Origin of the sequence: Rhizobium sp. P32RR-XVIII (genome assembly GCF_012641395.1) — a bacterium.
GTDB lineage: Bacteria > Pseudomonadota > Alphaproteobacteria > Rhizobiales > Rhizobiaceae > Rhizobium.
On sequence record NZ_JABAIH010000003.1, the window covers coordinates 35,140 to 61,014 of the forward strand.

Here is a 25,875-nt window from a genome sequence, read left to right on the forward strand (position 1 = left end):
GAGCCGGCGCACCCTTAAGCCGGGGGGTGAAAGGCAGCGAGAGCATCATGGCTCCGCTGCCTTTCTCTTTTAAGCCGCCTGCACCTTTCTGCTCGTTCTGGCCCATTCCGGCAGCCAGTCGCCATGCGCGGCGAGAAGATCGTCGACGAGTGACCAGATCTGCTCGAGATCAAGCTCGGCCGCCGTGTGCGGGTCCATCATCGCGGCATGATAGATATGCTCGCGGTTCTCAGTCATTAGCGCCTGGACGGTCAGTTCCTGGACGTTGATGTTGGTGCGGATCAGCGCCGTCAGCTGGGGCGGCAGGTCGCCGATGAACGTCGGCTGGATGCCGGACGCGTCGACAAGGCAGGGAACTTCCGCGGCACAATTATAAGGCAACGAGGTGATGCACCCGTTATTGCGGACGTTGCCGTAGATGACCGAAGGTTCGCCCGTCCAAACCGAGTTGATGATCGAGGAAGCATATTCCTTCGACTGCTTGACCTCGATCGTGTTCGCCGTGCGGTAGGTCTCCGCCTGCCCCTTCCAGCGCTCGATCTGTTCGATGCAGCGCTTTGGATATTCGTCGAGCGGAATGCCGAACTTTTCGATCAGATCCTCACGCCCGTCCTTGATGAAGTAGGGCGTATATTCGGCAAAATGCTCGGAGCTTTCGGTGACGAAATAGCCGAGCCGCGTCAGCATCTCGTAGCGCACCTTGTTCGGGCAGCGCGGATTCCAGCCGGGCTTCGGCGCTCGGCCCTCGCGATAGGCGCGCACGAGGTCGGGATAGAGGTTTTTGTAAGAGCCGTCCGGCTGGCGGTGCTCGAACTTCAGATAGAAAGCCATGTGGTTGATGCCAGCCGAGCGATAACGAATTTCCTCGTGGGGAATGTCGAGGTCCTGCGCCAATTCCATGGCGGTGCCCTGCACCGAGTGGCATAGCCCCACCTGCTTGATCGCCGGATACTTCTCGGCGATCGCCCAGGTGTTGATCGCCATCGGGTTCACATATTGCAGCATGATCGCCTCCGGGCAGACGGCGAGCATGTCCTCGCAGATCTTCCAGAGATGCGGCACTGTGCGAAGGCCACGCATGATGCCGCCGACACCGAGCGTATCGGCAATCGTCTGGCGCAGGCCGTATTTCTTCGGCACTTCGAAGTCGGTCACCGTGCAAGGCTCATAGCCGCCGATCTGGAAGGCGACGACGACGAAGTCGGCGCCCGCCAGCGCCTTGCGCTGATCGGAATAGGTCTCCGCCTTCGCCGTGGCACCAAGCGTTGTGATGAGCTTGTTGACGACGATGGCGCTTTCCTCAAGCCGCTGCGGGTTGATGTCCATCAGGGCGATGGTGGCGCCTGAGAGTGCGGGGCGCTGCAAAACGTCCCCGATGATGTTCTTCATGAAAACGGTGGAGCCAGCCCCGATGAAAGTGATCTTGGGATTTCGTGCCATTATAACCTCCGGCATTCGGCAATCATGCGACCTCGAAAGCGGCTTTCACGAGCCGTTCCGTGTAGGCGGTCTTGGGATTGGATAGAACTTCGTTGACGGGTCCCTCTTCCATGATGCGGCCGTGCTGCATGACGATCACGCGATGGCAAAGGGCACGCACGACCTTGAGATCATGCGAGATGAAAAGGTAGCTAAGGCCTCGCTCGTCCTGCAGTTTGCGCAGGAGTTCGATGATCTGCGCCTGAACGGAAAGATCGAGCGCCGAGGTCGGCTCGTCGAGAAGGATGAATTCCGGCTCGAGCGCGATGGCGCGGGCAATCGCGATGCGCTGGCGCTGGCCGCCGGAGAATTCGTGCGGGAAGCGCGAGAGGATATTGTCCGGCATGCCGGCCGCAATCAGTGCCTCGCGCACCCGATCCATGCGCTCGGTCTTGGTTGCGCCGAGTTTGTTGACGACCAGCCCCTCCTCGATGATCTGGCCGATCGTCATGCGCGGATTGAGCGAGGAGAAGGGGTCCTGAAAAACGATCTGCATGCGCGAGCGCAGCGGCCGCATCTCCCAGCGCGATTTTCCATGGATCGGCTGGCGGTCGAAATAGATCTCGCCGTTATCGGGATCGTTCAGCCGGACCAGCGCCTGGCCGAAGGTCGTCTTTCCGGAACCGGATTCGCCGACGAGACCTAGCGTTTCGTGCCGTCGAAGGGTCAGGCTCAGGCTGTCGACGGCAATGAGTTCCCTCAGTTCCGGCCTGAAGAAACTGCCATGGCGCAGCATGAAGGACACGCGCACGCCCCGGGCATCGAGAATGATCTCGGAATTCTCCGGCAGCGGATTGGCCTGGCCGCGCGGCTCGGACGCGAGCAGATGCTTCGTGTAGGGATGCTGCGGGTTGGCGAACAGGCTCTCCGTCGTATTGTGCTCGCGAATTTCGCCATGCTGCATGACATAGACGTAATCTGAGAACTGCCGGACGACGGTGAGGTCGTGCGTGATGAGGATCACCGCCATCCGCAACTCCTTCTGCAGGTTGCGGATCAGATTGAGGATCTGCGCCTGCACCGTGACGTCAAGCGCGGTTGTCGGTTCGTCGGCGATCAGCACATCCGGATCATTGGCGAGCGCCATTGCGATCATCACGCGCTGGCGCTGACCACCCGAGAGCTGATGCGGATACTGCTTCAGCCGCGCCTCCGGGTCTGGAATCTGCACGTGTCTCAGCAGTTCCAGCGCCCGGGCCTGGGCTTGCCGGCGGCCGACCCTCTTGTGCACCCGGATCGCTTCGACGATCTGGCTGCCGATCGTATAGATCGGATTGAGCGAGCTCATCGGCTCCTGGAAGATCATCGAGATCCGGTTGCCGCGCAGCTTGCGCCGGGCGCGTTCGGAGAATTTCAGGATGTTGGCGCCGTCATACTCGACGGTGGACTTCGGCGAGATGACCGCGCGCTTCGAAAGAAGCCCCATCACGGTGCGGGCGGTCACCGATTTGCCGGAGCCGGATTCGCCGACGATCGCAATCGTCTCTCCGCGGTAGAGCTGGAACGAGACATTCTTGACCGCCTCCACCACGCCGTCCTCGACCTTGAAGTTCACCGCAACATTGCGGGCGTCGATGATCGGGCTTTCCGAGCGGCCATCGTGGTCGTGCCGGATGGGCGGTGCGAACGAACTGACAAGAGCAAGAGCCATCTTCACCACCTCAATATGGATCGACCGCATCGCGCAGACCGTCACCCAGCGCATTGAAAGCGAAGACGGTGACCAGCACGAAGCCGACGGGAGCGAGTATCCAGGGATACGTGCCAATGACGGAGTAATTCGCCGTATCCTGTAGCATCAGACCCCACGAGATCAGCGGCGGCTTCACGGCAAAGCCCAGGAAGCCAAGGAAGGATTCGAGCAGCACGACGCTTGGAATATGCAGCGTCACGGCCACGATCACGTGGCTCATCACGTTCGGAAAGATGTGCTGGAAGATGATGCGCCGGTCAGAGGCGCCGACGGCCATCGCCGCACGCACATAATCGATGCGCGCCAGCGCCAGCGTCTTGCCGCGGACCTCGCGCGACATCTGCGCCCAGCCCAGCGCCGACATGACGATGATCACGAAGGCGAGGAAGACATTTGTGGGTGCCGTGACCGGGATAAGCGACGTCAGCGCCAGGTAGAGCGGCAATTGCGGGAAGGCGAGTACCAGTTCGACGAAGCGCTGGACCCAGATATCGAAGGTTCCTCCGAAGTAGCCGGAGACCATGCCGACCGTCGTGCCGACGAGGGTGACGATGAAGACGACGGTCAATGCGATCATCAGCGAAATGCGCGAACCGATGATTGCGCGCGAAAGGACGTCACGGCCGAACTTGTCGGTGCCGAGAAAGTGCACCGGCTCGCCGTCTATCGAACCGAAGAAATGCCGGTTGGCGGGGATGAGGCCGAAGAGCTTGTATTCCGCGCCTTTCACGAAGAAGCCGAGATAGCGCGGATTGTCATAGTCGGGGCCGACGATCGGCTGGAAGGTGATCGGATCGAGTTCCTCGGAATCGGCGAGCGCATAGACACGTGGCCGGAAGACGAAATTGCCGTCCTTGTCGTGGAAGCTCATGACCTGCGGCGGCGCAAAACCGACATCGGTCGCCTTTGGGTCCATCGGCGCAAAGAAGTCGGCGAAGATCGCCATGACGATCAGAAGCACGACAAGCACCAGACCCATCATGCCGGTCCATGACCGCCTCAGACGGCGCCAGACGAGCGCGATGTAGCTTTCGTTGCCATGCGACGGCTTCTTGACGGTTGTTTCGTGCGGCGATGACGGAGAGGAGTCGAAGGCGAACATCTCAGGCTCCTCCATACTGGCGGACGCGCGGATCAAGCAGGGCAAGCAGCATGTCGGCGATAATGTTGCCGACGATCAGAGTTGCCGAGAGAACCATCATGAAGGTCGCGGTGACGTAGACGTCGCCGACGGCCATGGAGCCGACGATGGCGGGGCCGACGGTTGGGAGCGCGAAAATGATCGCCGTCTCGATCTCGCCGGTCAGCATGTAGGGCAGAACGACACCCTGATACATGACCAGCGGATGCAGGGCATTCGGCACGGCGTGGCGCATGACCACTGCGCCACCGGTCAGGCCCTTGGCTTTGGCGGTCTCGACATATTGCGCGTTCAGCGTGTCGAGCAGATTGCCGCGCATGACACGCATATTGTAGGCGAGCCCGCCGAAGGTGGCGATCGCCACGACCGGCCAGACATGGCTGACGAGGTCAACGAACTTCGCCCAGGACCACGGAGCGCCGCCATATTGCGGCGAGAAGAAGCTGCCGATCTCCGAGATGTTGAACTGGAATACCAGCAGATAGACGATGATCAGCGCCATCAGAAAGCGCGGCACCGTCATACCGAGGAAGGAAATGCCGGAGAGCAGGCTGTCGATCCAGCTGTACTGTCTTGTGGCCGCCCAGATGCCGAAGCCGATGCCGAGCACCGAGGCGAAGAGGTGGCAGACAAGGGCGAGAAGCAAGGTCCGTGGCAGCCGTTCGCCAACGACATCGGCCACCGGCTTGTTGTAGTAGAGGCTGTAGCCGAAGTCGCCGCGCGTGACGATGCCGGTGATCCAGTTCACATACTGGACGACCATCGGCTTATCGAGCCCGTGCTCGACGCGATAGGCCTGCGCCTGCGCCTCGGCCTGCGCATAGGATGCACCGCCCTGATTGATCAGCTGCGAGCGGATATAGTCGCCATAGTCGCCGGGTGGCGCCTGGATGATTGCGAATGTCACCACGCTCAGGATGAGAAGCACGGGTATCGCAGACATTATGCGCACGAGCAGGAATCGGAACATCGGACGGTTCGCTTCTCCTTGCCGCCAGTCGCTCTTCGTCAGCGCGGCCGGCTTGTTGGTTATGCCCGGCCGCGCGCACGCGCGGCCGGAAGCCCATTTCATCCGGGAGGGAGCTCTAGTTTAGCGGACCCTTCTCGCCCGGCTTGCCGGGGAGCTGTTCAGGGAAGAGTTCATATTTCTGCTGCTTGTCGGCAGCCACCCACAGGCGCTCGCGGACGACGGAGTCTTCTGCCCAGTTGAACATGAAGATCGGCGTACCTTCGGGAATGTTCGAGAAGCGCTTGTTGATGATCAGCGCGCCCGGGTATTCCGTCAGGCCGACGGTGTAGACATGCTCCGTCGAGATCTTCTGGAACTGCTTCATCAGGTTGACGCGTTCGTCATTGTCCTGCGTGGCGGTGAACTTGTTGATGATGTCCACCAGCTCCTTCTCGTAGGGCATCATGTCGACCTCACCATTTTCCGGGGCGCGATGGTTCCAGCTCGTCCGCGGACCGACAGGGGCTAGCTGCTCGGTGTTCTGCACGACCGAGGAGAGCTCGGTGTCGTTGCGCCGCAGCAGCCAGTCGAACCGGCCGGAATAGTTGGCGGCATCGCGCTGGTTGCCGTTCAGCCCGTTGAGGACGACACGAAGCCCAAGCTTCTCCATCTGTCCGACAACACCTTCGGCCAGGCTCTTGTCGGTCGTATAGTCGTTGTTGACGAGCATGACGATCTCGACATTCTTGCCGCCCGCGGTTCCGGCCGGGAAGTTCACGAAGCCGTCGCCGTCCGTATCCTTAAGGCCCGCCTTGGCGAGTTCGGCCTTCGCACCTTTAAGATCGAAGGGGTAGTAGACGGTGGATTTGCGGTCGTAGAAGCTCGTCCCCGAGGAAATGCCGCCGGGATAGATCGCCGTGAACGGCCCCTTGACCAGCGAGTCGCCGATCGCCTTGCGGTCGACTGCCATGGTGACAGCCTTGCGGAAGTCCTCATTACGATTGAGCTCGCGGAGCGCTTGGCCCCGCTCGTCGGGATTGCCCCAGCCATTGGCCGAGAAGTTCATGCGCAGGTTATAGCCGATGAGCCTCGGGCCGAAGGCGAGACGGGCCGGAGCGGTCTTTTCCGCCGCGCGTCTCAGCGATGCCACGAAGTTTTCCGGCTGCTCGAGGTTCGAGAAGTCCCCGGAGCCGGCAACGGCCTGAACGTCACGGTCGGCCCAGGTCGAGAGCTTGTACTGCAGCTCGTTGAGATAGGGCAGCTGGTTGCCCTTCTCGTCGACCTTCCAGTAATAGGGATTGCGGCGCATGACGATGATGTCGTCCGGCCGGTATTCGACCGGCACCCAGGCACCCATCACCGGAATGTTCATATATTCCGGCGGGAAGGCGTTCTTGAACTGCTCGTAGGTGTTCTTCGAATATTTCGGATGCTGCGGCTTCAGGATATGCGAGGGACCGGGGCAGAAGGTTCCGTAAGCCATCGCGTACAGATACTGCTTCGGAAAGGCCTCCTTGAATGTCCATTCCACGGTATAGTCGTCGATCTTCTTCAGCGTCGTGCCTGCGCCGAAGGTTTCCGGCGTCGCGCCGTTCAGCGGCGAAACGTTCGGATCGAGAACTTCGTCCTCCCAGTAGAACATGAGGTCGTCGGCGCCGAACGGGGCGCCGTCCGACCATTTCGCACCTTCGATCAGGTGCATCGTCAATTTATGACCGTCCTTCGACCATTCCCAGCTCCTGGCGAGGTTCGGAAGCGGTTCGGTATCCTTGGCTTCGACCTGGAAGAGCGGACCGGTGCGCGTCAGGCATTCCGACAGGCCGATATCGATGCCGCCCCAGCCCTGTGTCTGGCCCGCACCATAGTTCCAGCCTTCCGGCCGCCCGCCGATGACGTGCCGCATCGTATCGCCGTAGACGCCGGCGCCATCAGGCATGTTGCCGGTCTTATAGACTAGCGGCTCCCTAGGAAGGCGGTCCTTGACGGGCGGCAGCTTGCCGGTCTCGACGAACTTCTTCGTGACCCAATCCGGCTCGTGATATTCCGGCAGCGCCTTGAATTCCAGAATGGAATCGCGCGCCACATATTTGATCTTCCCTTCGGCCGGGAATGGTGCTGGTTCCGGTGCGACGGCCGGTTCGGCAGCATATGCATGCAAGGCCGCGACCGAGACGCTCAGCGAAAGCACGGTCAGAATGCCAAGATTGCGAAAATTCCTCATCGTCTCTCCCTCTTGTTCGGAGCGCCCACAGGCAGCTTCCGCTTCTCCTCTAACGACGTGAAACCGGGTTTTGACGCGGTGGATTTCCCTCCCGGAAACCCGCCGCACCCCATTCTACACGAAATTCAAACGGCCTGTTTCAGAGCCTCCTTCTCGGCACGCAGCTCATCGATCGAGCGGACGTTGCGCCGCGCAGCACCGGCCCAGTCGCGCGTTTTCACGCTGGCCTTCGACAGGCGCTCCTTGGCGGCGGGGATTGCATCGGCATATTGCGGCAGCCAGCGGGCCTGGGCGACAATCATTTCATCGACCATTTGCCAGACTTCCTCCGGCGTGGAGACAGCCCCGACCAGTGGATCATGCAGCACGGCGAGCTTCAGGAGATCGACATCGCCGCTGATCGCCGCATGAACCGACATCCGCTGCACGTTGATCGATGAAATGCAGGTGGCCGCGCAGGCTTCGGGAAGGGTGATGCCGGAGACCATGTTGATCCCAAAGCGATCGACGAAGCCCGGTGACTCGATGATCGCATCGGCCGGCAGGTTGGTGATCACGCCGTTGTTCTTGACGTTGAAATGGCCGCGATAGACGCGGTTAGTCTCCAGCGCCTCGAGGATATGGCTCGCATGCTCGTTGGAACGCCGGGACGGATCGATCGGCTTGGACGCGGATTCGAGAAACTGCGGGAATTCCGTCTCGAACCAGTTGCGGGTTTCCGTCGAGTGACGGAGATAGCCGCCGGTCTCGCCGTGGATCCAGTCCGACATGTCGATCCATTTGGTGATCTCATCCGGACGCTTGCGATACCAGGGCAGATATTCGGAAAGGTGGCCGTTGCTTTCCGTCGAATAGACGCCGAAGCGCTTCAGCACGTCGATGCGCAGCTTTTCCTGTTGCGAATAGACGGGATGCGCCTCGAAAGCGGCGACGAGTTCGTCCTTGCCGATCTTCCGGCCGTTGAGGCGGAGATCAATGAACCAGGTCTGATGATTGATGCCCGAGCAGATACAGTCGAGCTCCTTCGGCGATTTGGCGCCAAGCACTTCGGCGATTTGCTCTGCCCCGTGTTGGACACCGTGGCAGAGGCCGACCGTATCAACCTTTCCGTATTCGATGGCCGCCCAGGTGTTCATCGCCATCGGGTTGGCATAGTTGAGGAATTTTGCACCGGGCTCGGCGACTTCGCGGATGTCCTTGCAGAAGTCGAGAATGACGGGAATGTTGCGCTGTCCGTAGAGAATGCCGCCTGCGCAGATCGTATCGCCAACGCACTGGTCGATGCCGTATTTCAGCGGAATGCGGATGTCGTCGGCATAGGCTTCGAGACCGCCGACGCGCACGCAGCTGATGACGTAGCGCGCGCCTTCAAGCGCCTTGCGGCGGTCGGTCGTCGCCGTGACCGTCGTCGGCAGCCTGTTGGACTCGACGATCTTGTCGAGGATCGCCTTGATCATCTCGAGGTTATGCTGGCTCAGATCCGTGAGCGCGAATTCGACGTCCTTGAATTCCGGCACGCATAGAATGTCGGTAAACAGCTTCTTGGTGAAGCCGACGCTGCCTGCCCCGATGATAGCGATTTTGAAACTCATAACCTTCACCTCGATCCAATCAGATGGTAGGTAAAAAAGGCGAGAGAGGAGACAGGCCACATGCTGGCGCATGTCGTCCAAAAGTGCCAGAAATCGAGCCTGTATTCCTCGCGGCCGTCCTTTCGACCGCGATCTCTTCCTCTTATGCGAAGGGATTATGCGCATATTCACAAAGGTGGCGAGAGAAGTATTATGCTTTCGAGGGTAATTTTGTGCTGCACGATTTGATCGCCAATGGCCAGTCGATGAGGACAGTCTCTCTGCCTCGCGGCCGACAGCGATTGCACGCCATGCCGACCAGCGCGGGCTATGAGGTGCGGCAGAACGAAGTCTACGACTGGGATGGAAGAAAGCGCGGACAAACACCTTTTACGGTGCTTCAACACACGATCAGCGGTCGCGGCCGGCTTCGTTACCAGAACAGGACCCACAACCTTGAAGCCGGCGATACGATGATGGTGCTTGTGCCGCACAATCATCGCTACTGGCTCGAAAAGGGTGACCGCTGGGAATATTTCTGGATCTCGATGCACGGCGAGGAGACGCTCAGAATCCACAAGATGGTGCTTGGTCTTGCAGGTCCCATTCTCAGGCTGCAGCCATCGACCATCGACCATCTTGCCGACTGCAGCCTTCGCCTGATCAAAGGAGCCGCCACCCCCGGTGCGGCTTCCGCGATCGCCTATGAAGCGGCGATGGCACTCTACGATGATGTCTTCGGCTCACCGGCTTTTGCGGCAGACCTCAGCGCCATGCAGCCGGTCATCGATCATATCCACGCCAATCTTGAGCAGCCACTGCCGGTCAGCGAGTTGGCGAGCATCGTCGGCCTCAGCCGCGCGCATTTTTCCCGCAGCTTTGCGGAGAGCGAAGGCCTGCCGCCTGCCGAATATGTGCTTCAACAGCGGCTGCAACGGGCGACGAAACTACTGACGAAAGCCGATTTCCTGCCGGTCAAGGAGGTGTCGATCATGTGCGGCTTTGACGACCCCAACTACTTCTCCAAAGTCTTCCGGCGGGTGTACGGCATCACTCCGACCGAGTTCCGGACTACCGGCATGTATGCCAGCATCGGAAAGGCACGTTGAACGGAATTCGGTTTACTGTGCTGGTTTGTCGGTGAAGTGAGCCATGGCAAATTCCGCCGCATGCTGGTTGGATCGCCGAGCTTGGTCGAGCCAGAACGGAAATAGCGAGGCCTCGTGGAAAAGGCCCGGCACCACATCCAGCCGCGTATCGACGTTTGCGGCCTTCAGCTTGTCGAAAAGACGTTCGACATCCCCCCGCAAAACCTCCTTGTCGCCGACCTGCAGGAGGACGGGGGGAAAGCCTGTGTAATCATTGTTTATTGGTGATACTTGCTGAAGCGAGGTGCTTGCCTTCCCCGCATATTCCTTCCCTACCTGCTGCAGCCATTCGCGGCTGACGGAAACCTCGTCCTTGCCATCCGCTGGGACCGCCGCCCCCTCGAAATCGACAATCGGGCTGATTGCTATGACGGCAGCAGGCTTCTCGGCGTTCGTAGCGATCTGGCGAAGGGACATTTGGAGCGCCAGGGTTCCGCCGACGGAGTCGCCGATCACCACAATGTTTCCCGCTTCGTACCCGGACTCGAGCAGCCATCGAAAAGCGGTGAGCGCATCGTTGACCTGGCGCGGAAACCGGTATTGCGGCAGCAGCCGATACTCGATCAACAGCACATCGGCGGAGGTCGCCTTCGCGAACGAAGCCGCAATATTGCGATGGCTACGCAGGGAGCCGCCATAGAAGCCTCCACCATGAAGAAAGAGGATGGCGCGCTTGCCAAGTGGATGGTGGAGCCGAGCGGGCCAAATCAGCTCGCCTTCGACGCCATCGGCATCGACTTGGCGTATCTGCACTCGGGTTGGCTGAGGGGTCGCCCTCATCGCTTCCTCGAAGCGCCGCTTTCGATCGCCAAAATCGGCCTTATCGTCGAGAAGCCGAGCGATGATTTCGGTCGCGCGCGATCGCAGGTCGTAGGTTGGTGCGCTGGCGTCGTCGGCACGGGCAATATCGATCATCGGTGACAATGCTAGAAGCAGGCACGCCATCGCTCTGCCAGCCAAGCCGACCTTGGTTCTTGATCGCAATGGCATGATGTTCCCCTTCACCCTCGCCTCAGCTGAATGTCGCTACGACTCGCCAAGACTGTAGCGGCAATTGCTATCGTGTAAAGGAAGGACAACAGTCGCTGGGAACCTGCCCCAAGCATGCAGCAAAGTTCCCGCTGAGATCATCTTTCTGGTCCCAACGACGATGCCTGGTTCAGCGACACCTCTTCACAAAGGCAACGTCAGGCCGCTTGACCGGCTAGTGCACCGGTTGCTGCTTGGCTCTCGCAACGATCTGCGTCGGATTGACGAACTGCAGCGCAAGCACCAGCCAGACAAGCGTCGTGATCATATAGACGACAGCCATGGCGTCGATCGACTGACCGGCACGGACGCCTGAAGCGAAGACAGCATAGTAGAGCGATACGACCAGCGTCTGCGTCGTCGGTCCGGCGATGAGGAAGGTGAGTTCGAACATGGCGATGGTGCGCACTAGTACCAGGAGCAATGCAGCGAGCATGCCGGGCAGCAGCAGTGGCAGCAGAATGCGTATGAAGAGGCTTGTCGTGCCCGCGCCGAACACGCGGGCAGCCGCCTCGATACGCGGGTCGATTTGCTCGATGAAAGGGATCATGACGAGCACGACGAAGGGGAAGGATGGCACGAGGTTGATCAGCACCACGCCCCAGAAGGTGCCGCCGAGGCCGAGCTGGTAGAGCACGGTTGCGAGCGGGATGCCGTAGGTCAAAGGCGGGATCAACAGCGGCAGCAGGAAGAGCAGCACGATCAGGCGCTTGCCCGGAAAATCGCGTCGAGCCAGCGCGTAGGCGGTCATGACGCCGAGAATGCCGGAAATCAGCGTGACGGTGAAGACGATCTCGAAGGTGACGAGCACGACGCTCGAAAGCTGGAACTCCTTCCAGGCGCTGAAGTACCAGCGCGTCGTCCAGCCGGCAGGCAGCCACGTGCCGAGCCAGCGCGTCGCGAAGGAATTGATGATGACGACGGCAATCACCGCCAAAAGGTTCAGAATGAAAAGGCCGGCCGCCGCCCAGATGGCGATGCGCCAAATTTTCGATGCAAGGCCTTGGTCCCGGATCATCACTTAGCCTTTCGTGCCGCCGGCAGGGCCGCGATAGAAGAGAGACCGGCAGCCGAGAACAGCCACCACGACAAAGAGTTCGACACCGCCCATGATGAGGGCAATCGCCGAGCCCAGCGAATGGTCATATTGCTCGAAGGCCGCTTGGTAAGCAGCAATCGAGATGACACGCGTCGGCCCGGCGGGCGCGCCGAGCAAGACGGCCGACGGAAACACCGCGAAAGCCTGGACGAAAGCAAGGCAGAAGGTGACGGCGAGCCCGGGAACCAGGAGCGGCAGGAAAACCCGGTAGAAGCGCCGCCATGGACCGGCCCCCAGCGTGGCTGCGGCATGCTCGATCGCCGGATCGATGCCGGTGATATAGGAAAGCGTAAGCAGGAAGGCGAAGGGAAAGCCGGTGATCAGCAGCGAAGCAAAGACGCCCCAGTAGTTGTTCGTGAGCTTGAGCGGCGAGTCCAGGATGCCGAGAATGAGCAGCGCGTGATTGAACCAGCCGCGCGGCCCGAGGAAGGTCAGAAGACCGTCGGCAACGAAGACCGTGCCGAGCGTAATCGGCAGAACAAGGATCGTCGTCAGCAGCCGTTGACGGCGCATCAGCCGGACGCGGAAGGCAATCGGCACGGCAAGCGCCAAGTTGACGATCGTCACCGGAAGAGCGAGCCACATCGTCGCGCCGATCGTGTTGTACTGGAAGGGATCGGTGAAGAACTTTGCGTAGTTCGCATACCAGGCACCGCCCTCCTTCGGCATCAGCGAATCCGCGACGCCATAGAAGAACGGATAGACAAAGAGCGCGATCATGAAGATCAGCCCCGGCAGCACCAGCATCGTCGTGCCGTCGAGGCCGTGGGCTGCAAGCCGGGTGCGAAGCGACGGTCCTTTCACTCGGCCGCCCCCTTGAAGACAAGCGCCCTGCCGCTTACCGGCTGCAGCGAGGTGGATGCGCCCCGCGGCAGAACATCATCGGCCCGGAAATAGAGCTCCGATCCATCCTTCGCGGTCGCCATGCCGAAGAAGGCACGGCCGCGATATTCCATGCTGGCCACGGTCGCCGGAACCCCCTCACCGTCCGAGGTCGCAACGAGATCTTCCGGACGGACGGAAAGCACCGCCGCATCGCCCACCTTGAGCGGCGTGCGCATGGTGCCGGTCAAGCGGGCGCCCGCCGCCTCGATCTCAGCCTCGTCGCCGGAAACCGAAACGACACGTCCGGCGATGCGCGTCCGAAAGCCCATGAAATCGGCGACGTTGAGGTTGACCGGCCGCTGGTAGAGGTCCTGCGGCGAGCCGATCTGCTGGATGTGTCCCTGGCTCATCACGACGATGCGGTCGGCGAGCGACAGCGCCTCGTCCTGATCGTGCGTCACGTAAATGGTCGTCGAACCGATCTGGTCGTGGATGCCTCGGATTTCAGCGCGCATTTCCAGGCGCAGCTTAGCGTCGAGGTTGGACAGCGGCTCGTCCATCAGGACGATCGGTGGACGGATGACGACAGCGCGGGCAATCGCCACACGTTGCTGCTGGCCGCCGGAAAGCTGGCCGGGCAACTTTTCCGCCTGGCTTTCGAGCCGGACGAGCGCCAGCGCGTCATTGATGCGCTTGTCAGCCTCCGCTCCCTTGATGCCCTGCATGGCGAGGCCGAAGCCGACATTCTTGCGCACGCTCATGTGCGGGAAGAGCGCATAGCTCTGGAACACCATGCCGAAGCCGCGCTTTTCCGGTTCCAGCTGGTCGATGCGGTTACCGCCGAGGCGGATCTCGCCGCCCGAAAGCCCAAGCAGCCCCGCGATGCAATTGAGCGCCGTCGACTTGCCGCAGCCGGAGGGGCCGAGCAGGGCGATGAATTCACCCGGCTCGATCGCCAGGTCGATACCGTCGAGGGCATTGTAAGCCCCGAAGGACCGGCGCAAGCCATCGAGTTCGAGACGGGCATTGTTGCGCGAAGACAGCGCTGTGTTGTTAACCGGCGAATTCAACGCAAACTCCATTCTCTGCAGGAAAAGAACGGCGCCGGCCTAAGGCGGCGCCGTCTTGTTCGATCAGCCCTTCTTGGCGCCGATCTTCTCGTCCCAGATGCGGAAGGCATCGACGAGCTGCTTCGGCTCGAGCGGCACTTCGAGCGGATTGTTCGCGATCCAGTCGGCATATTCCTCGCGGCCGAACTCCTTGATCACGTCCTGGCTTTCCTGCGGCGCCATGTCGATCGTGACGTCCTTTACTGCCGGGCCCGGATAGAAATAGCCGGCGTCATAAGCAATCGCCTGCTGCTTCGGCTGCAGGATGTAGTTGATGACATCCATGAGAACGGCCATCTTCTCATCGGAAACGCCCTTCGGAATGACGGCGTAGTGCGCATCGGTGACCCAGTGGAAGCCGTCGAGCTTCTGCACCTTGGCTTCCGCCGGAACAATGCCGAGGGCGCGCGGATTGATATCCCAGCCGGTGGTGGTCGCGACCATGTCGCGGGTGCCTTCGCCGAGTTCCTTGAAGACCACGGCAGTACCCGTCGGATAATATTCGATGTTTTCACCAAGAGCGGCGAGATAATCCCAGGTCTTGGACCAGCCGTTGACCGGATCGCGGGGATCGCTGTCGCCGAGCAGGTAGGGAAGCCCCATCAGGAGCGTTCGGCCGGGACCGGAATTGGCGGGGCGGGCATAGAGGAACTTGTTCTTGTTCTGCTTCGTCCAGTCGAGAAGCTCCTGTGCCGTCTTCGGCGGAGTCGCGACCTTGTCCGGCATGTATTCGAGCAAGGGGCCTGACGGATAGTAGGTGACGACGACGCCATGATCCTTGGCGAGCGCCTGCATCTTGAAGGCCTGCGGCTGCAAGATGCTTTCCAGATTCGGAAGCTCGGCCTTGTGGGCGGCGAGATCGATCCACAGATCCTGGTCGAGACCAGCCGAAAGAGCATCCGTCCCGGTCAGCACGAGATCGATATCGACCTTGCCCGCCGCCTGCTGCGCCTTGATCTTGCCTGGCAGCTCGGGTGCCGGAGCCTTGGTGAAGGCGAAGCTTGAAACCCAATCTGCCTTTTCCGAGGCATAGGCTTCAAACATGCCCTGCGTCAGCGCCAGATTGCCGGCGACGTCGGCAATGGTGATGGTCACCGGGCTCGCTGGCTTCTTTGCCTGGGCGAAAAGCCGGGTGGGCAGCATGCCTGCAACGGCAACGCCGGCCGCCGTTCCGACAAATGTTCTGCGTGTAATTTTCATGATGTTCTCTCCTCCTCTGCGGCAGTTACCCGGGCAAAACCCCAGCCACGCCTGCCTCCCAAGATCTGCAGAAATCTCCAATATCCTTATCAAGAGCGCCGCTCCTTCCAGCGCGTCTTGGCAATGCAATTGAATTGATATACTAGTATGCACAAGAGAGTCAACGTTAAGGAAATTTCATGCGGCAGGCATCCAGCTCCGAAGCGATCGACTTTCCGGCTCTCCCGGAAAGACCGCAGAAGCTGCGCCGCGTGACGACAGCGAATGCCATTTTCGAGCGGCTGCATGCGGATATCGTATCGCTGCGCATGGCGCCTGGCATGGTTCTTCAGGAAAAGCGCATCGCCGAGGAATTCGGCGTCAGCCGCACACCGGTACGCGAAGCCTTGCTTCGGCTTTCCGACGGCGGTCTCGTCGATATCTTTCCGCAATCGGGCACGGTCGTTTCACGCGTCCCTGTATCGGCAATCCCGGAGGCAGTCGTCATCCGCAAGGCGCTCGAGAGCACGACCGTCGAAAGCGCCGCCAGAATTGCCGAGCCGCGGCATATCGCGCAGTTGGACGCCATTATCGCCCGGCAAAAAGCGCTTGCGGCTCTCGGCGATGCGTCCAACTTCCATGAAGAGGACGAGGCGTTTCACGAGGCGATAACACAGATCGCCGGCTATCCAGGGATCTGGGCGATCCTGAAAACGGTCAAGGTACAGATCGACCGGGCCCGGCGGTTGACGCTTCCGGCCCTGGGTCGCATGGACAATGTCGTTCACGAGCACAAGGTGATCCGCGACGCGATCGCAGCCCATGACGTGGAGGCAGCGCGAGCCGCCATGCTTCACCATTTGAGCGCCGTCATCCCCGACGTCGCTGAGCTTCGGGCACGCCATCCCGATTATTTCTGCTAGGCGATCCGGCAGATCAATAAACAAAGAGACAAACAAGGAGGAGACAGATGCGGCAAGGTTGGAGATGGTTCGGGCCTGAGGCTCCCGTCACCCTGGACGAGGTGCGCCAGGTGGGCGCGACGAACATCGTTTCCTCGCTGCATCAGGTGCCGATCGGACGCGCCTGGACGGAAAATGAAGTCGGCGAGCGCAAGTCGATGATCGAGACCACCCCGCCCGGCCGGTCATCCCTTACATGGTCCGTGGTGGAAAGTATCCCGATCCCCGACGCGGTCAAGCGCAAAGGCGGGAAGGCGAAGGCCGAGATCGAAGCCTGGATCGCAAGCCTCGAAGCGGTCGCCGCCTGTGGGATCCCGATCATCTGCTACAACTTCATGCCGGTCGTCGACTGGACACGCACCGAGCTCGACTATGTGACATCGACCGGTGCGACCGCGATGCGTTTCGACCACGAGCGTTTCGCTGCCTTCGATCTCTTCGTTCTACAGCGCCAGAGTGCCGGGGACGACTATTCGGCAGAAGACCAGAAGCGTGCTCGCGAAGTTTACGAGAGCATGACGCAAGAAGAGATTGACGACATTACGCGCAACATCACCTCGGCGCTGCCCGGCTCGACCACCGAGCCACTGACCATTCCCGCCTTCCGCGACAAGCTCGTGTCTTATGCAGGCATCGATGCCGCCAAGCTTCGGCAGCACCTCATCGAATTCCTGCAGGCCGTCACGCCGGCCGCCGAAGCGCGTGGCGTCAAACTGACCTTGCATCCTGACGATCCGCCGCGCTCGCTCTTCGGTCTGCCGCGCATCGCATCCAGCGCGGAGGATTACGCCGCCCTCTTCGACGCCGTTCCCTCGCCGGCGAACGGCATGTGCTACTGCACCGGCAGCCTTGGCGTGCGCGCCGACAACGACCTGCCGGCGATCGCCCGCCGCTTTGCCTCCCGCATCTACTTCGCGCATCTGCGCGCCACCAAACGCGAAGCCGATAGCCGGACGTTCCACGAGAGCGCTCATCTGGAGGGCGATGTCGATATGGTCGCGGTCCTCAAGGAGCTCGTCGCCGAAGACCGCAAGCGCAGCGCGAAGGATGAAATCGTCTTCCGCTCCGACCACGGCCACCGCATGCTCGACGATCTCAACAAGACCGTCACCCCCGGCTACCCCGCCATCGGCCGCATGCGCGGACTGGCGGAACTCCGCGGGATCCTCTATGCGCTGGGTGCAATACCATCCTGACCGGCTGGACGGACTTGCGCCAAACGGCGCAGGTCCATCTTCCTGCGTTCAAGCGCGTGAGGGAGGAGGCGTTTCGGTTATCATACCTTTGCCTCGTCCGTCTCCTCAGGCGCGAGCCTGCCGCGTTCATCGGCCTCCATCAGCTCGGCGCTGACATTACGGATGTGTCGGGCCATGGCCTTGTAGGCGGCATCCGGATTGCGGAGGCGTAACGCCGCCAGCACCGCATGGTGATCGCCGATCCAGAGCGGACGGACGCTGGGCGCGTGGATGTGCTCATGCAGCTTTTTCCACATCAGGGATTCATCACGCTGCGTCCACAGCGCTTCGACCATGGAAAAGATGATGGCGTTTCCGGTCATCCGGGCGATCGTCAGGTGGAAGTCGCGGTCGCCCTTTTCGGTGAGCGCCACAGCATCCGTTTCCTGCTCCATTCGAAAGATACATTCCTCGAGCACGGCGATATCGTAATTCGTCGCGCGCTCGGCGGCGATGGCAGCTGCGCTCGCCTCCAATGCAAGCCGCGCTTCCAGGAGCTCGAACGGGCCGGGGCCGGCATCCGTCGGGAGCATGTCGAAATTAATCTGTTTGCCGCGAACAGGGCGCACGATGATGCCCGCCCTGCCCTTCACCTCGACGATGCCACGCATCTCGAGCGCGATGACCGCCTCGCGAACGACCGGGCGGCTCACTTCCAGCTCTTCGGCCAGTTCGCGTTCCGAAGGCATGTGCCAGTCCGGCTTTCCGGCATTTGCCTCGATCATGCGCAATATCCGGCGTGCGACGACTTGGTAGAGTCGCTGTTCGCCTTGAAGCCGGAGCGCAGGTCGAGCTACCTCCATGAAAGGTCTCCTTGGCGCGTCACCCTGGTGGATAACGCGATTTTCGTTGTGCCGCCGTCAGCGGCCGGCGGCCAAGCGCCGCTCCTCCTCAGGAAGCCACGAGCGGTAAAGCGGGTGCTCGGCTGTGATCGGTAGGGGTGTCGGCTGGCCGGTGCGCTGTGAATGATAGGCCGCCGTCACCAGTTCCAGCGAATTGCGCGCGTCCTGGAGCGTCACCGGCGGCTCCTTGTCCTCCACGATAGCTTGGTGGAAGAGTTCGAACTGACGGGTGTAGCCGTCTTCCTTCACTTCGTAACCTGCCAGCGCGTCGTCGACGCGCTTCTGGTGCTCCTCGGTCCCGGCGTTGAAGGTCCAGGGGTCCCGGCCCATCGTGTAGGGTTCGAGAATGCTTTCGGCGACGACATCGCGGAAGCAGAAACGCAAGCGGGAGATTTCCTTGCGCGAGCCGAGCGTCATCGAAAGCGCGGCAAGCGATCCGTTCTGCATCTTGACCGCAAGGACCGCCGTGTCTTCCGTTTCGATCGGATTTACGAGGGTCGCACCATAGGAGAAGACTTCGGCGCAGGCGCCGTGCACGTAGTTCAGCATGTCATGCGCATGGATCGCGTGCCCGAGCAAGCCGCCGCCAAGCTCGCTCGCCCACTTGCCGCGCCATGGCACCGCGTAATAGTCGGGTCCGCGCCACCAGTGCGTCTCGATCGTCGTCATAAACGGCTGGCCCGTGAGACCAAGTTCGATGAGCCGCTTCAACTTCTGCAGGCCGGAACCGTAGCGGTACTGGAAAATCGGCATCAGCTTCCCGCCGCCCGAGCGGGCAACGATGTCGCTCATCGCATCGACTTCGGCGATCGAACCGAAGAGCGGCTTTTCGCAGATCACATGCTTGCCGGATTCGATGCTTTTCCGGCAGAATTCGAAATGCGAATCCGGCGGGCTCGCAATGTCGATGATGTCGAGGTCATTGCGGGCGAAAAGCTCGTCGACGTTCTGGGTATATTCGGGAATGCCATGCTTGGCGCAGAGTTCGCGCCCGCGGTCTTCGTCCAGCGAGCAGAGGACGGGCACTTCGAAAAGATCCTTGTTCCAGTCGAAACCGGCCAGGTGCCGGGCAGCGATGCCGGCACCGATGATCCCGACGCGCAATTTCTTCGTCATGGCATCTCCTCCTATCGTCCGCCGATCCGCGCAGCCTTGGTCTGCGCTTCGAGCGAAAGACGGCAGACTTCATAGACATGAGTCTGGGTCATCGCCGTTTCCGTGCGGTCCCGCACGTCCGCGGTGAACGCTTCGAAATAGTCGAGCTTCTCGCCGCCGCAATCGATGTAGGTGTTTTCCTTGCCGTTCACGAGGAACAGGTGATCCTTGCCGGGGCGGCCGGAAATATCGATGTATTTGCGAAGCTCGATGTAGCCTTCCGTACCGAGAATGGTCAGGCGCCCGTCACCCCAGGTCGGCAGCGCCTCGGGCGTAAACCAGTCGACGCGAACGTAACCGGCGGCCTTGTCCGAGCGAAGCAGCACCTCGCCGAAGTCCTGGAACGCCGGCTTTTCCGGCATGCCGAAATTGCCGATGGAACTTGCAACCACTTCGCCGCTCGTCGAGCCGGTATAAAAAAGAAACTGGTCGATCTGATGCGAGGCGATATCGACAATGATGCCGCCGAAGGCCTCCGGATCGAAGAACCAGTCCGGCCGCGTCGGCAGCTGGAGCCGGTGCGGGCCTACGCCGAGGGTCTGGATCGCTTTGCCGATCGCTCCTTCCTTGACCAGCTTTCCAGCCTTGACGGCAGAGCGCACGCAATGGCGCTCCGAAAAGCAGATCGAAAAAATCTTGCCAGTTTCGGCGACCGTCTTTTTCACTTCTTCGAGCTGCTCGAAGGTCGTGACGCCGGGCTTGTCCGTCATCACGTCCTTGCCGGCCTTCATGGCCCGGATCGCAAGGCCGGCGCGATCGCGAGGAATGGCGGCGATGCAGATGACGTCGATGGACGGATCGGCGAAAATCGTCTCACGGTCGATCTGCGGCGCGTCCGGATATGTCTTCTTGAAATTTTCGAGCAACGCCGGGACCGAGGTCTTCGGGCAATAGCCAACAAATTCCCCGCCCGCGGCAAGCAATCCCTTTACATGATCGAACGTGTGCCCATGGTCGATTCCGACGACGGCAAATCTCAGCATTGACGCCTCCTCCTGCAAAGCCGCCATGCTGGCAGCATCCATTTTTTCCCAACCTGGTCAAACCAGACACTCATGAAGGATTGTTGTCAAGGATACTTGTGCCGTAGATTCGCAAGCAACCGCTGTTCCCTAGGGCCGCAGGCGCTGGCCCGGAGATTCCGTGATACGATCAGCTGGTCAGACCAGATGCCTCGGCGGGTGGCGCCAAAGCGCGATCCACCGACTGCTCTTCGCTGGACTGAGGAACTATGCTGTCCGCTCTGCGGCTTGTTCAAGCTCCGGGGAAACAAGGATCTTGTCGACACGGCGGCCATCGAGATCGATGACTTCGAAGCGCCAGCCATCCTTCACAAAACTTTCGCCGAGTTCCGGCAGATGCTTCAGCTCCTCCAGCACGAGGCCGGCCACTGTCTGGAATTCAATATCGTCGTCGAGCTTGAAATGCATGAATTCCGCGAATTCGTCGATCTGGGTCCAGCCCGAAACAAGGTAGGAGCCGTCGGCGCGGCGGACGATCGCCTGCTCGTCGGCAGGTCCTTCCTGCAGCGCGCCCATGATTGCCTCCATGATGTCGCCGGAAGAAACAATGCCTTCGAAATGGCCGTATTCGTCGTAGACAAGAACCATGTGAACCGGCGATTTCCGGATCGCCTGAATGACATGCGTGGCGGTCGAAAGATCCGAGATCACCGGCACCTCATGGGTCAGCGACTGAATGCTGGCATGACCATGCGTGTGCAGCGCATCGTAAAAGTCTTTGACGAAGAGGACGCCGAGCACCTCGTCTGAACTGTTGCGGCGAACCGGCAGGCGGGAGCGGCGCGTCTGATGCAACTGCTTGCGAATTTCCTCAAGGCTGTCTTCGATATCGATGACTTCGACGTCGCGCCGGGGCGTCATCAACGCTCTCGCCGTCCGGTCCGCGAGGCGCATCACGCCGGAAATCATCGCGGATTCCTCGCTCTCGATCACGCCGGCACTCTGCGCTTCGGCGAGCACGGTCTTGATCTCCTCGTCGGTCACGCCATCGCTGCCCTTTCCCGATTGTCCGAGAAGCGTAAGCACAAGCTTACCGGAAGCGTCGAGAAGCCAGACGAGAGGCAAAGCGAGCTTGGAAAGCACGGCCATGGCCGGAGCCATCCTGCTGGCAACCGTTTCCGGCTCGCGCAGGGCAATCTGCTTCGGCACCAGTTCGCCGATGATCAGCGAGAGGTAGGTGATCGCGACGACGACCGCACCAACACCAACCGCATCGGAGACGGCCGGCGAAAGGCCCTGCGTGGCCAGCCAACTGGCGAGACGGCCGCCAAGGGTGGCGCCCGAAAAGGCACCTGAAAGGACGCCGACGAGCGTAATGCCGATCTGAACGGTGGAGAGAAAGCGGCCTGGGTGTTCGGCAAGTTTGATCGCCTGGGCAGCGCCGCGGCTGCCTTGATCAGCTAGTACCCTGAGGCGGGCGGGACGGGAGGAAACGACGGCAAGTTCGGACATTGCAAGCACACCGTTCAGAACGGTGAGCATGACAACGATTAAAATTTCCAGAAACAAAAGAAGCTCATGATATTGACAAAGATAGCCTAGGATAGGGCCAAAGCGCCCAGAAGGAAAGCAAGGCGGAGCCCCACGTTCGGCTATTTTGTGGGAGCCTTATCTATTGAGCTGATCCGTCATTGCGCCGAAGCCGGTGAAACCCGCCAAATAGTATTGCCGACGTCGTCAGCAACCAGCAGTGCGCCCTTGATGTCGATGGCGACGCCAACAGGACGGCCACGCGCCTTGTCATTCGGGCCGATGAATTCTGTCAGCACATCCCGCGGCGGACCGGACGGCTTGCCGTCCGAGAAGGGAACGAAGATGACCTTGTAGCCGCTGCGAGGTTTGCGGTTCCACGAACCGTGTTGGCCGACAAAGGCGCCGCCCACATACTCCGGGCCGAACAGGTTGCTCGTATTGAAGGTAAGGCCGAGCGAGGCCGTGTGAGGACCAAGGGCGTAGTCGGGAACGATCGCCCTGGCGACCAGATCGGGATTCTGCGGCTTCACGCGGCTGTCGACGTGCTGGCCGAAATAGCTGTAAGGCCAGCCATAAAAGCCGCCTTCCTTGACCGAGGTCATGTAATCGGGAACCAAGTCGCTGCCGATCTCATCCCGTTCATTGACGGCGACCCAGAGCGCGTTGGTCCGTGGCTCCCAGGCAAGCCCGTTCGGATTGCGCAAGCCGCTTGCGAAAACGCGAACGGCTTTTGTGGCAAGATCGATTTCGATGATCGAGGCGCGGTTCTTCTCCAGATCCATACCGTTTTCGCCGACATTGCTGTTCGAGCCGACGGTGGCGTAGAGCTTGGCGCCATCGAGGCCGGCAACGATATCCCTGGTCCAATGAACATTGATCGGGCCCGCGGGCAGATCGGCGATCTTCTCACCTGGGGCAGTGATCGCTGTCTGCCCCTCTTCGTAGGGAAAAGCCATGATCGTGTCGGTGTTGGCGACGTAAAGCGTGCCCTTGGAAAAGGCCATGCCGAACGGCGAGTCGAGGCCCTTCAGAAAAGTCGCGCGCATCTCTGCCGTCCCGTCGTGATCGGCGTCACGCAGCAAGGTAATACCGTTTGCACTCTTCACTTCGGCGCCGGCTCGCCTCATTAACGCGCGTTCGACCCAGCCGCGGATACTGAAGCCGACGTCATCGCCCTTTGGCGGCCTGTTGCTTTCGGCAACCAGCACATCGCCGTTCGGCAGCACGTGGATCCAGCGCGGATGGTCGAGACCCTTGGCGTAGGCCTCCACCTTCAGACCGTCAGCAGCCTTTGGCATGACCCCGTCCGGCCAGCTCGACGCCTCGGCCGCATTGAGCGTCGGAATCAGCGTAGGGTTCGGCGCAGGCAAGGTCGGCGACGGGCCGTGACCTTGCTCGATCGGGACCGTCGCGGAGTCGCGTTCAAACATGAAGATCCATCCTCCTCCGACGAGCATGACAACGAGGACGACGGCGATGACTTTCTTCATGGATAGCTTCCCGACAAGTACGCTGCTAAACGCCTCGAACTGTGAGAGGTTTCAGGGCTCCCACCGCCGGCGCAGTCTTCCACGGAAAAGTGCTCCGGCTGACGATACTTCTTGAAAGCGCATTTGAGGCCTTGCGGAACTTTTTGGGGCAATAGGCGGTTCTTCCTGCTCAACCAGCCTGGGGAGAAATCCATGACGCAGATTCGCGAAACCGCGCGCCGAAGCCGGACTGTGCGCGGGCGCCCCTACAGCCTCCATGAGTTTGCTGAGAAATATGGCCTCGACGATGACCAGGCGAAGAATCTTTTCAAGCGATTTGGCCCGTCTTCGATAGAACTCGACCTCTTGATGGCAGCCAAGCGCCGTCCGCCGGTGCGGCTTGAACATGTGTTTTAAGGAGCCGTCGATGACCGACAAGGATAAAATCCGCAAGGACGCGGAAGGGCAATTCGCCCGGACACGCAAGGGCGCGAAAAACAGCGGCGTCAGCAGCGCCAAACCGCGCGTTATCACCCATTCCGACGACGCAACCGTGCATCGCAACCCGCCGGGAAGCAAAAAGCCGGAGAAGGATTGGGATGTGAATCACAATGAAGGCGATACCGCAGGGAAGCACCCCTCCTGACGCCCCCGATGACACCGCGCAAGCCGCATACTGGACCTGGCTGTCTCACGAAAAAGGATGAACGATGAACGCCTCGACCGGGACCAAGAAGGGCAGGCCCAACCCTGCGCTCATGAAAGCCAGGGCGATGCCCCAGCTCATAGATCCCGATGCCGAGCCTTTCGTTGCCGAGGCGATAAGAGAACTCGTCGAGTGCAAGATCCCGTTTCTCGTCGCCGGCACTTACGCGGTTTGTGCCTATACCGGTATTTCCCGCCAGACCAAGGACTTCGACATCTTCTGCAAGGCGGGTGACTACGCCCGCATTCTCGGCCATTTCAAGGAAAAGGGCTATGCGGTCGAGGTTGAGGACGAGCGGTGGCTTGGCAAGATCTTTCAGGGCAAGCATTTCTTCGACGTGATCTTTGCCTCTTCCAATGGCACCATGCCCGTCGGCGATGACTGGTTCGAGGATGCCAGGCAAGTCGAGATGTGCGGCTGCCCGGTCTGGATCGTCAGCCCGACCGAACTGCTGTGGTCGAAGTTCTTCATCCAGCTTCGCCATCGGTACGATGGAGCGGATGTTGCCCATGTGATCCTTCGCGCCCACGACAAGATCGATTGGCGCAAGTTGCTCGGCTACATGGAGGTGCATTGGGAGGTGCTGCTTATCCACCTCCTGAACTTTCGCTGGATCTATCCGACGGAGCGCGACAAGATTCCGCAGTGGCTGCTCGATGAACTGCTCGACCGCCTGGCTGCTCAGCGCGAACTGCCCCTTCCGCAGATGAGAATTTGCCGCGGCCGCATGTATTCGCGCGCCGATTTCGAAATCGATGTCAAGGAATGGGGATTCGCCGATGTCGGCGGCGAAGGCGAACTGCGCGGCGATTGGGAGAAGAAGGATGAATGAGAGCAGCAACACGGTCAAAGTTGCGGCGGTCGCGGATCTTCATGTCAAGGAAGATGGCGGCAAGTCCTACAAGGAATTGTTCGGCGAAATCTCCTCTGTCGCGGACGTGTTGGTCATAGCAGGCGATCTGACCGACCTCGGCAAACCCAAGGAAGCGGAGTTGCTGGCCGTCGACCTCCGGAATTGCTCGGTGCCGGTCGTTGCGGTTCTCGGCAATCACGACCACGAAAGCGGTTACGTCGAGCAAGTATGCGCCATTCTCACGGATGCAGGAGTGAAGCTTCTGAACGGTCAAACAGTGGAAATCGAGGGGGTCGGCTTCGTCGGCGTCAAGGGCTTCGTCGGAGGGTTCGGCCGGCATATGCTCGGCTCGTTCGGGGAAAGCGCGATCAAGGCGATGGTCGCGGAAAGCGTCGAAGAAACGATGCGGCTGGAAAATGCCATGCGCCAGGTGCGCGCCGACCGCTCGGTGGTCATTCTGCATTATGCACCGATTGTCGAGACGGTCACCGGCGAACCGCTTGAAATTTACCCCTTTCTCGGATCATCGCGGCTTGCCGAAACGATCGACCGCTTCAAAGTGAATGCCGTCGTGCATGGCCACGCTCATCGCGGCACCTACGAGGGTCGCACACCGGGCGGAGCTCCGGTCTTCAACGTGGCAGCGCACATCGAGAAGCCGACGGGCAGGCCCTATGCGCTGCTCGAGCTTTGAACCGATCGCCAGCCTAGCCCG

General features: G+C 60.7%; 23 protein-coding genes. 7 read left to right on the plus strand and 16 right to left on the minus strand.

The window, feature by feature from the left end:
* Positions 1–69: 69 nt before the first annotated feature.
* The 6 genes from HGP14_RS09895 to HGP14_RS09920 all read right to left on the minus strand — a co-directional run bounded on the left by HGP14_RS09895 (position 70) and on the right by HGP14_RS09920 (position 9,075).
* Complete coding sequence (locus HGP14_RS09895; RefSeq protein WP_168829681.1) at positions 70–1,440, minus strand: alpha-glucosidase/alpha-galactosidase; 1,371 nt, start codon at positions 1,438–1,440, stop codon at positions 70–72.
* Between the two features lie 22 nt (positions 1,441–1,462).
* Positions 1,463–3,130, minus strand: coding sequence for an ABC transporter ATP-binding protein (locus tag HGP14_RS09900; protein WP_168829682.1), 1,668 nt, complete (start codon positions 3,128–3,130; stop codon positions 1,463–1,465).
* A 10-nt stretch (positions 3,131–3,140) separates the two neighbouring features.
* A complete protein-coding gene (locus HGP14_RS09905) occupies positions 3,141–4,274 on the minus strand; it encodes an ABC transporter permease (protein WP_168829683.1) in 1,134 nt (377 codons plus the stop codon).
* A gap of 1 nt (position 4,275) precedes the next feature.
* Positions 4,276–5,283 (minus strand): ABC transporter permease, encoded by a 1,008-nt coding sequence (locus HGP14_RS09910; protein ID WP_168830270.1) that lies wholly within the window; start codon positions 5,281–5,283, stop codon positions 4,276–4,278.
* Between the two features lie 115 nt (positions 5,284–5,398).
* The gene (locus HGP14_RS09915; protein ID WP_168829684.1) at positions 5,399–7,483 is read right to left on the minus strand and encodes an ABC transporter substrate-binding protein; all 2,085 of its coding nucleotides are present in this window, start codon (positions 7,481–7,483) and stop codon (positions 5,399–5,401) included.
* A gap of 125 nt (positions 7,484–7,608) precedes the next feature.
* Positions 7,609–9,075 carry an alpha-glucosidase/alpha-galactosidase gene (locus tag HGP14_RS09920; RefSeq protein WP_168829685.1) on the minus strand — a complete coding sequence of 489 codons (1,467 nt, stop codon included), beginning with the start codon at positions 9,073–9,075 and terminating at the stop codon, positions 7,609–7,611.
* A gap of 212 nt (positions 9,076–9,287) precedes the next feature.
* Between HGP14_RS09920 and HGP14_RS09925 the strand changes: the two genes are divergently transcribed.
* Complete coding sequence (locus HGP14_RS09925) at positions 9,288–10,163, plus strand: AraC family transcriptional regulator (RefSeq protein ID WP_312862121.1); 876 nt, start codon at positions 9,288–9,290, stop codon at positions 10,161–10,163.
* Positions 10,164–10,175: 12 nt separating this feature from the next.
* Here the strand turns inward: HGP14_RS09925 and HGP14_RS09930 are convergent, their stop codons facing one another.
* From HGP14_RS09930 to HGP14_RS09950, 5 genes are all read right to left on the minus strand, one after another.
* Positions 10,176–11,192 carry an alpha/beta hydrolase gene (locus HGP14_RS09930; RefSeq protein WP_246704411.1) on the minus strand — a complete coding sequence of 339 codons (1,017 nt, stop codon included), beginning with the start codon at positions 11,190–11,192 and terminating at the stop codon, positions 10,176–10,178.
* 214 nt (positions 11,193–11,406) lie between these two features.
* Positions 11,407–12,249 (minus strand): ABC transporter permease, encoded by an 843-nt coding sequence (locus HGP14_RS09935; protein WP_168829686.1) that lies wholly within the window; start codon positions 12,247–12,249, stop codon positions 11,407–11,409.
* Between the two features lie 3 nt (positions 12,250–12,252).
* Entirely contained in the window at positions 12,253–13,077 is an 825-nt protein-coding gene (locus HGP14_RS09940) for an ABC transporter permease (RefSeq protein WP_168830273.1), read from the minus strand.
* A 53-nt stretch (positions 13,078–13,130) separates the two neighbouring features.
* On the minus strand, positions 13,131–14,237 hold the full coding sequence (locus HGP14_RS09945; protein WP_168829687.1) for an ABC transporter ATP-binding protein: 1,107 nt from the start codon (positions 14,235–14,237) through the stop codon (positions 13,131–13,133).
* Between the two features lie 51 nt (positions 14,238–14,288).
* Positions 14,289–15,464, minus strand: a complete 1,176-nt coding sequence (locus tag HGP14_RS09950; RefSeq protein WP_168829688.1) for an extracellular solute-binding protein — start codon at positions 15,462–15,464, stop codon at positions 14,289–14,291.
* Between the two features lie 179 nt (positions 15,465–15,643).
* Here HGP14_RS09950 and HGP14_RS09955 point away from each other — a divergent pair, with 179 nt between their 5' ends.
* Positions 15,644–16,366, plus strand: coding sequence for a GntR family transcriptional regulator (locus HGP14_RS09955; RefSeq protein ID WP_168829689.1), 723 nt, complete (start codon positions 15,644–15,646; stop codon positions 16,364–16,366).
* A 47-nt stretch (positions 16,367–16,413) separates the two neighbouring features.
* Positions 16,414–17,601 carry a mannonate dehydratase gene (gene uxuA / locus HGP14_RS09960; RefSeq protein ID WP_168829690.1) on the plus strand — a complete coding sequence of 396 codons (1,188 nt, stop codon included), beginning with the start codon at positions 16,414–16,416 and terminating at the stop codon, positions 17,599–17,601.
* A gap of 80 nt (positions 17,602–17,681) precedes the next feature.
* Here uxuA and HGP14_RS09965 read toward each other — a convergent pair whose 3' ends face one another.
* From HGP14_RS09965 to HGP14_RS09985, 5 genes are all read right to left on the minus strand, one after another.
* Positions 17,682–18,443, minus strand: coding sequence for a FadR/GntR family transcriptional regulator (locus HGP14_RS09965; protein WP_168829691.1), 762 nt, complete (start codon positions 18,441–18,443; stop codon positions 17,682–17,684).
* Between the two features lie 57 nt (positions 18,444–18,500).
* Positions 18,501–19,598 carry a Gfo/Idh/MocA family protein gene (locus tag HGP14_RS09970; RefSeq protein ID WP_168829692.1) on the minus strand — a complete coding sequence of 366 codons (1,098 nt, stop codon included), beginning with the start codon at positions 19,596–19,598 and terminating at the stop codon, positions 18,501–18,503.
* 11 nt (positions 19,599–19,609) lie between these two features.
* On the minus strand, positions 19,610–20,620 hold the full coding sequence (locus HGP14_RS09975) for a Gfo/Idh/MocA family protein (RefSeq protein WP_168829693.1): 1,011 nt from the start codon (positions 20,618–20,620) through the stop codon (positions 19,610–19,612).
* 246 nt (positions 20,621–20,866) lie between these two features.
* The gene (locus HGP14_RS09980) at positions 20,867–22,168 is read right to left on the minus strand and encodes a hemolysin family protein (protein WP_168829694.1); all 1,302 of its coding nucleotides are present in this window, start codon (positions 22,166–22,168) and stop codon (positions 20,867–20,869) included.
* A 119-nt stretch (positions 22,169–22,287) separates the two neighbouring features.
* Positions 22,288–23,622 carry a PQQ-dependent sugar dehydrogenase gene (locus HGP14_RS09985; protein ID WP_168829695.1) on the minus strand — a complete coding sequence of 445 codons (1,335 nt, stop codon included), beginning with the start codon at positions 23,620–23,622 and terminating at the stop codon, positions 22,288–22,290.
* A 192-nt stretch (positions 23,623–23,814) separates the two neighbouring features.
* Here HGP14_RS09985 and HGP14_RS09990 point away from each other — a divergent pair, with 192 nt between their 5' ends.
* The 4 genes from HGP14_RS09990 to HGP14_RS10005 all read left to right on the plus strand — a co-directional run bounded on the left by HGP14_RS09990 (position 23,815) and on the right by HGP14_RS10005 (position 25,854).
* Positions 23,815–24,018, plus strand: a complete 204-nt coding sequence (locus tag HGP14_RS09990; protein WP_168829696.1) for a hypothetical protein — start codon at positions 23,815–23,817, stop codon at positions 24,016–24,018.
* A 10-nt stretch (positions 24,019–24,028) separates the two neighbouring features.
* Complete coding sequence (locus HGP14_RS09995; protein WP_168829697.1) at positions 24,029–24,247, plus strand: hypothetical protein; 219 nt, start codon at positions 24,029–24,031, stop codon at positions 24,245–24,247.
* A gap of 64 nt (positions 24,248–24,311) precedes the next feature.
* Positions 24,312–25,139 (plus strand): nucleotidyltransferase family protein, encoded by an 828-nt coding sequence (locus HGP14_RS10000; protein WP_246704413.1) that lies wholly within the window; start codon positions 24,312–24,314, stop codon positions 25,137–25,139.
* Positions 25,132–25,854 carry a metallophosphoesterase gene (locus HGP14_RS10005; RefSeq protein WP_168829698.1) on the plus strand — a complete coding sequence of 241 codons (723 nt, stop codon included), beginning with the start codon at positions 25,132–25,134 and terminating at the stop codon, positions 25,852–25,854. Before HGP14_RS10000 ends, HGP14_RS10005 begins: the two co-directional genes overlap by 8 nt.
* Positions 25,855–25,875: the final 21 nt, after the last annotated feature.

Excerpts from the sequence above, each read along its gene's own strand:
- HGP14_RS09985 (WP_168829695.1), bottom strand. The coding sequence starts at position 23,622 with ATGAAGAAAGTCATCGCCGTCGTCCTCGTTGTCATGCTCGTCGGAGGA.
- HGP14_RS09940 (WP_168830273.1), bottom strand. The coding sequence starts at position 13,077 with ATGCTGGTGCTGCCGGGGCTGATCTTCATGATCGCGCTCTTTGTCTAT.
- HGP14_RS09995 (WP_168829697.1), top strand. The coding sequence starts at position 24,029 with ATGACCGACAAGGATAAAATCCGCAAGGACGCGGAAGGGCAATTCGCC.
- HGP14_RS09920 (WP_168829685.1), bottom strand. The coding sequence starts at position 9,075 with ATGAGTTTCAAAATCGCTATCATCGGGGCAGGCAGCGTCGGCTTCACC.
- HGP14_RS09915 (WP_168829684.1), bottom strand. The coding sequence starts at position 7,483 with ATGAGGAATTTTCGCAATCTTGGCATTCTGACCGTGCTTTCGCTGAGC.
- HGP14_RS10000 (WP_246704413.1), top strand. The coding sequence starts at position 24,312 with ATGAACGCCTCGACCGGGACCAAGAAGGGCAGGCCCAACCCTGCGCTC.
- HGP14_RS09895 (WP_168829681.1), bottom strand. The coding sequence starts at position 1,440 with ATGGCACGAAATCCCAAGATCACTTTCATCGGGGCTGGCTCCACCGTT.
- HGP14_RS09900 (WP_168829682.1), bottom strand. The coding sequence starts at position 3,130 with ATGGCTCTTGCTCTTGTCAGTTCGTTCGCACCGCCCATCCGGCACGAC.
- HGP14_RS10005 (WP_168829698.1), top strand. The coding sequence starts at position 25,132 with ATGAATGAGAGCAGCAACACGGTCAAAGTTGCGGCGGTCGCGGATCTT.
- HGP14_RS09990 (WP_168829696.1), top strand. The coding sequence starts at position 23,815 with ATGACGCAGATTCGCGAAACCGCGCGCCGAAGCCGGACTGTGCGCGGG.
- uxuA (WP_168829690.1), top strand. The coding sequence starts at position 16,414 with ATGCGGCAAGGTTGGAGATGGTTCGGGCCTGAGGCTCCCGTCACCCTG.
- HGP14_RS09955 (WP_168829689.1), top strand. The coding sequence starts at position 15,644 with ATGCGGCAGGCATCCAGCTCCGAAGCGATCGACTTTCCGGCTCTCCCG.
- HGP14_RS09965 (WP_168829691.1), bottom strand. The coding sequence starts at position 18,443 with ATGGAGGTAGCTCGACCTGCGCTCCGGCTTCAAGGCGAACAGCGACTC.
- HGP14_RS09910 (WP_168830270.1), bottom strand. The coding sequence starts at position 5,283 with ATGTTCCGATTCCTGCTCGTGCGCATAATGTCTGCGATACCCGTGCTT.
- HGP14_RS09970 (WP_168829692.1), bottom strand. The coding sequence starts at position 19,598 with ATGACGAAGAAATTGCGCGTCGGGATCATCGGTGCCGGCATCGCTGCC.
- HGP14_RS09975 (WP_168829693.1), bottom strand. The coding sequence starts at position 20,620 with ATGCTGAGATTTGCCGTCGTCGGAATCGACCATGGGCACACGTTCGAT.
- HGP14_RS09905 (WP_168829683.1), bottom strand. The coding sequence starts at position 4,274 with ATGTTCGCCTTCGACTCCTCTCCGTCATCGCCGCACGAAACAACCGTC.
- HGP14_RS09930 (WP_246704411.1), bottom strand. The coding sequence starts at position 11,192 with ATGCCATTGCGATCAAGAACCAAGGTCGGCTTGGCTGGCAGAGCGATG.
- HGP14_RS09935 (WP_168829686.1), bottom strand. The coding sequence starts at position 12,249 with ATGATCCGGGACCAAGGCCTTGCATCGAAAATTTGGCGCATCGCCATC.
- HGP14_RS09945 (WP_168829687.1), bottom strand. The coding sequence starts at position 14,237 with ATGGAGTTTGCGTTGAATTCGCCGGTTAACAACACAGCGCTGTCTTCG.
- HGP14_RS09950 (WP_168829688.1), bottom strand. The coding sequence starts at position 15,464 with ATGAAAATTACACGCAGAACATTTGTCGGAACGGCGGCCGGCGTTGCC.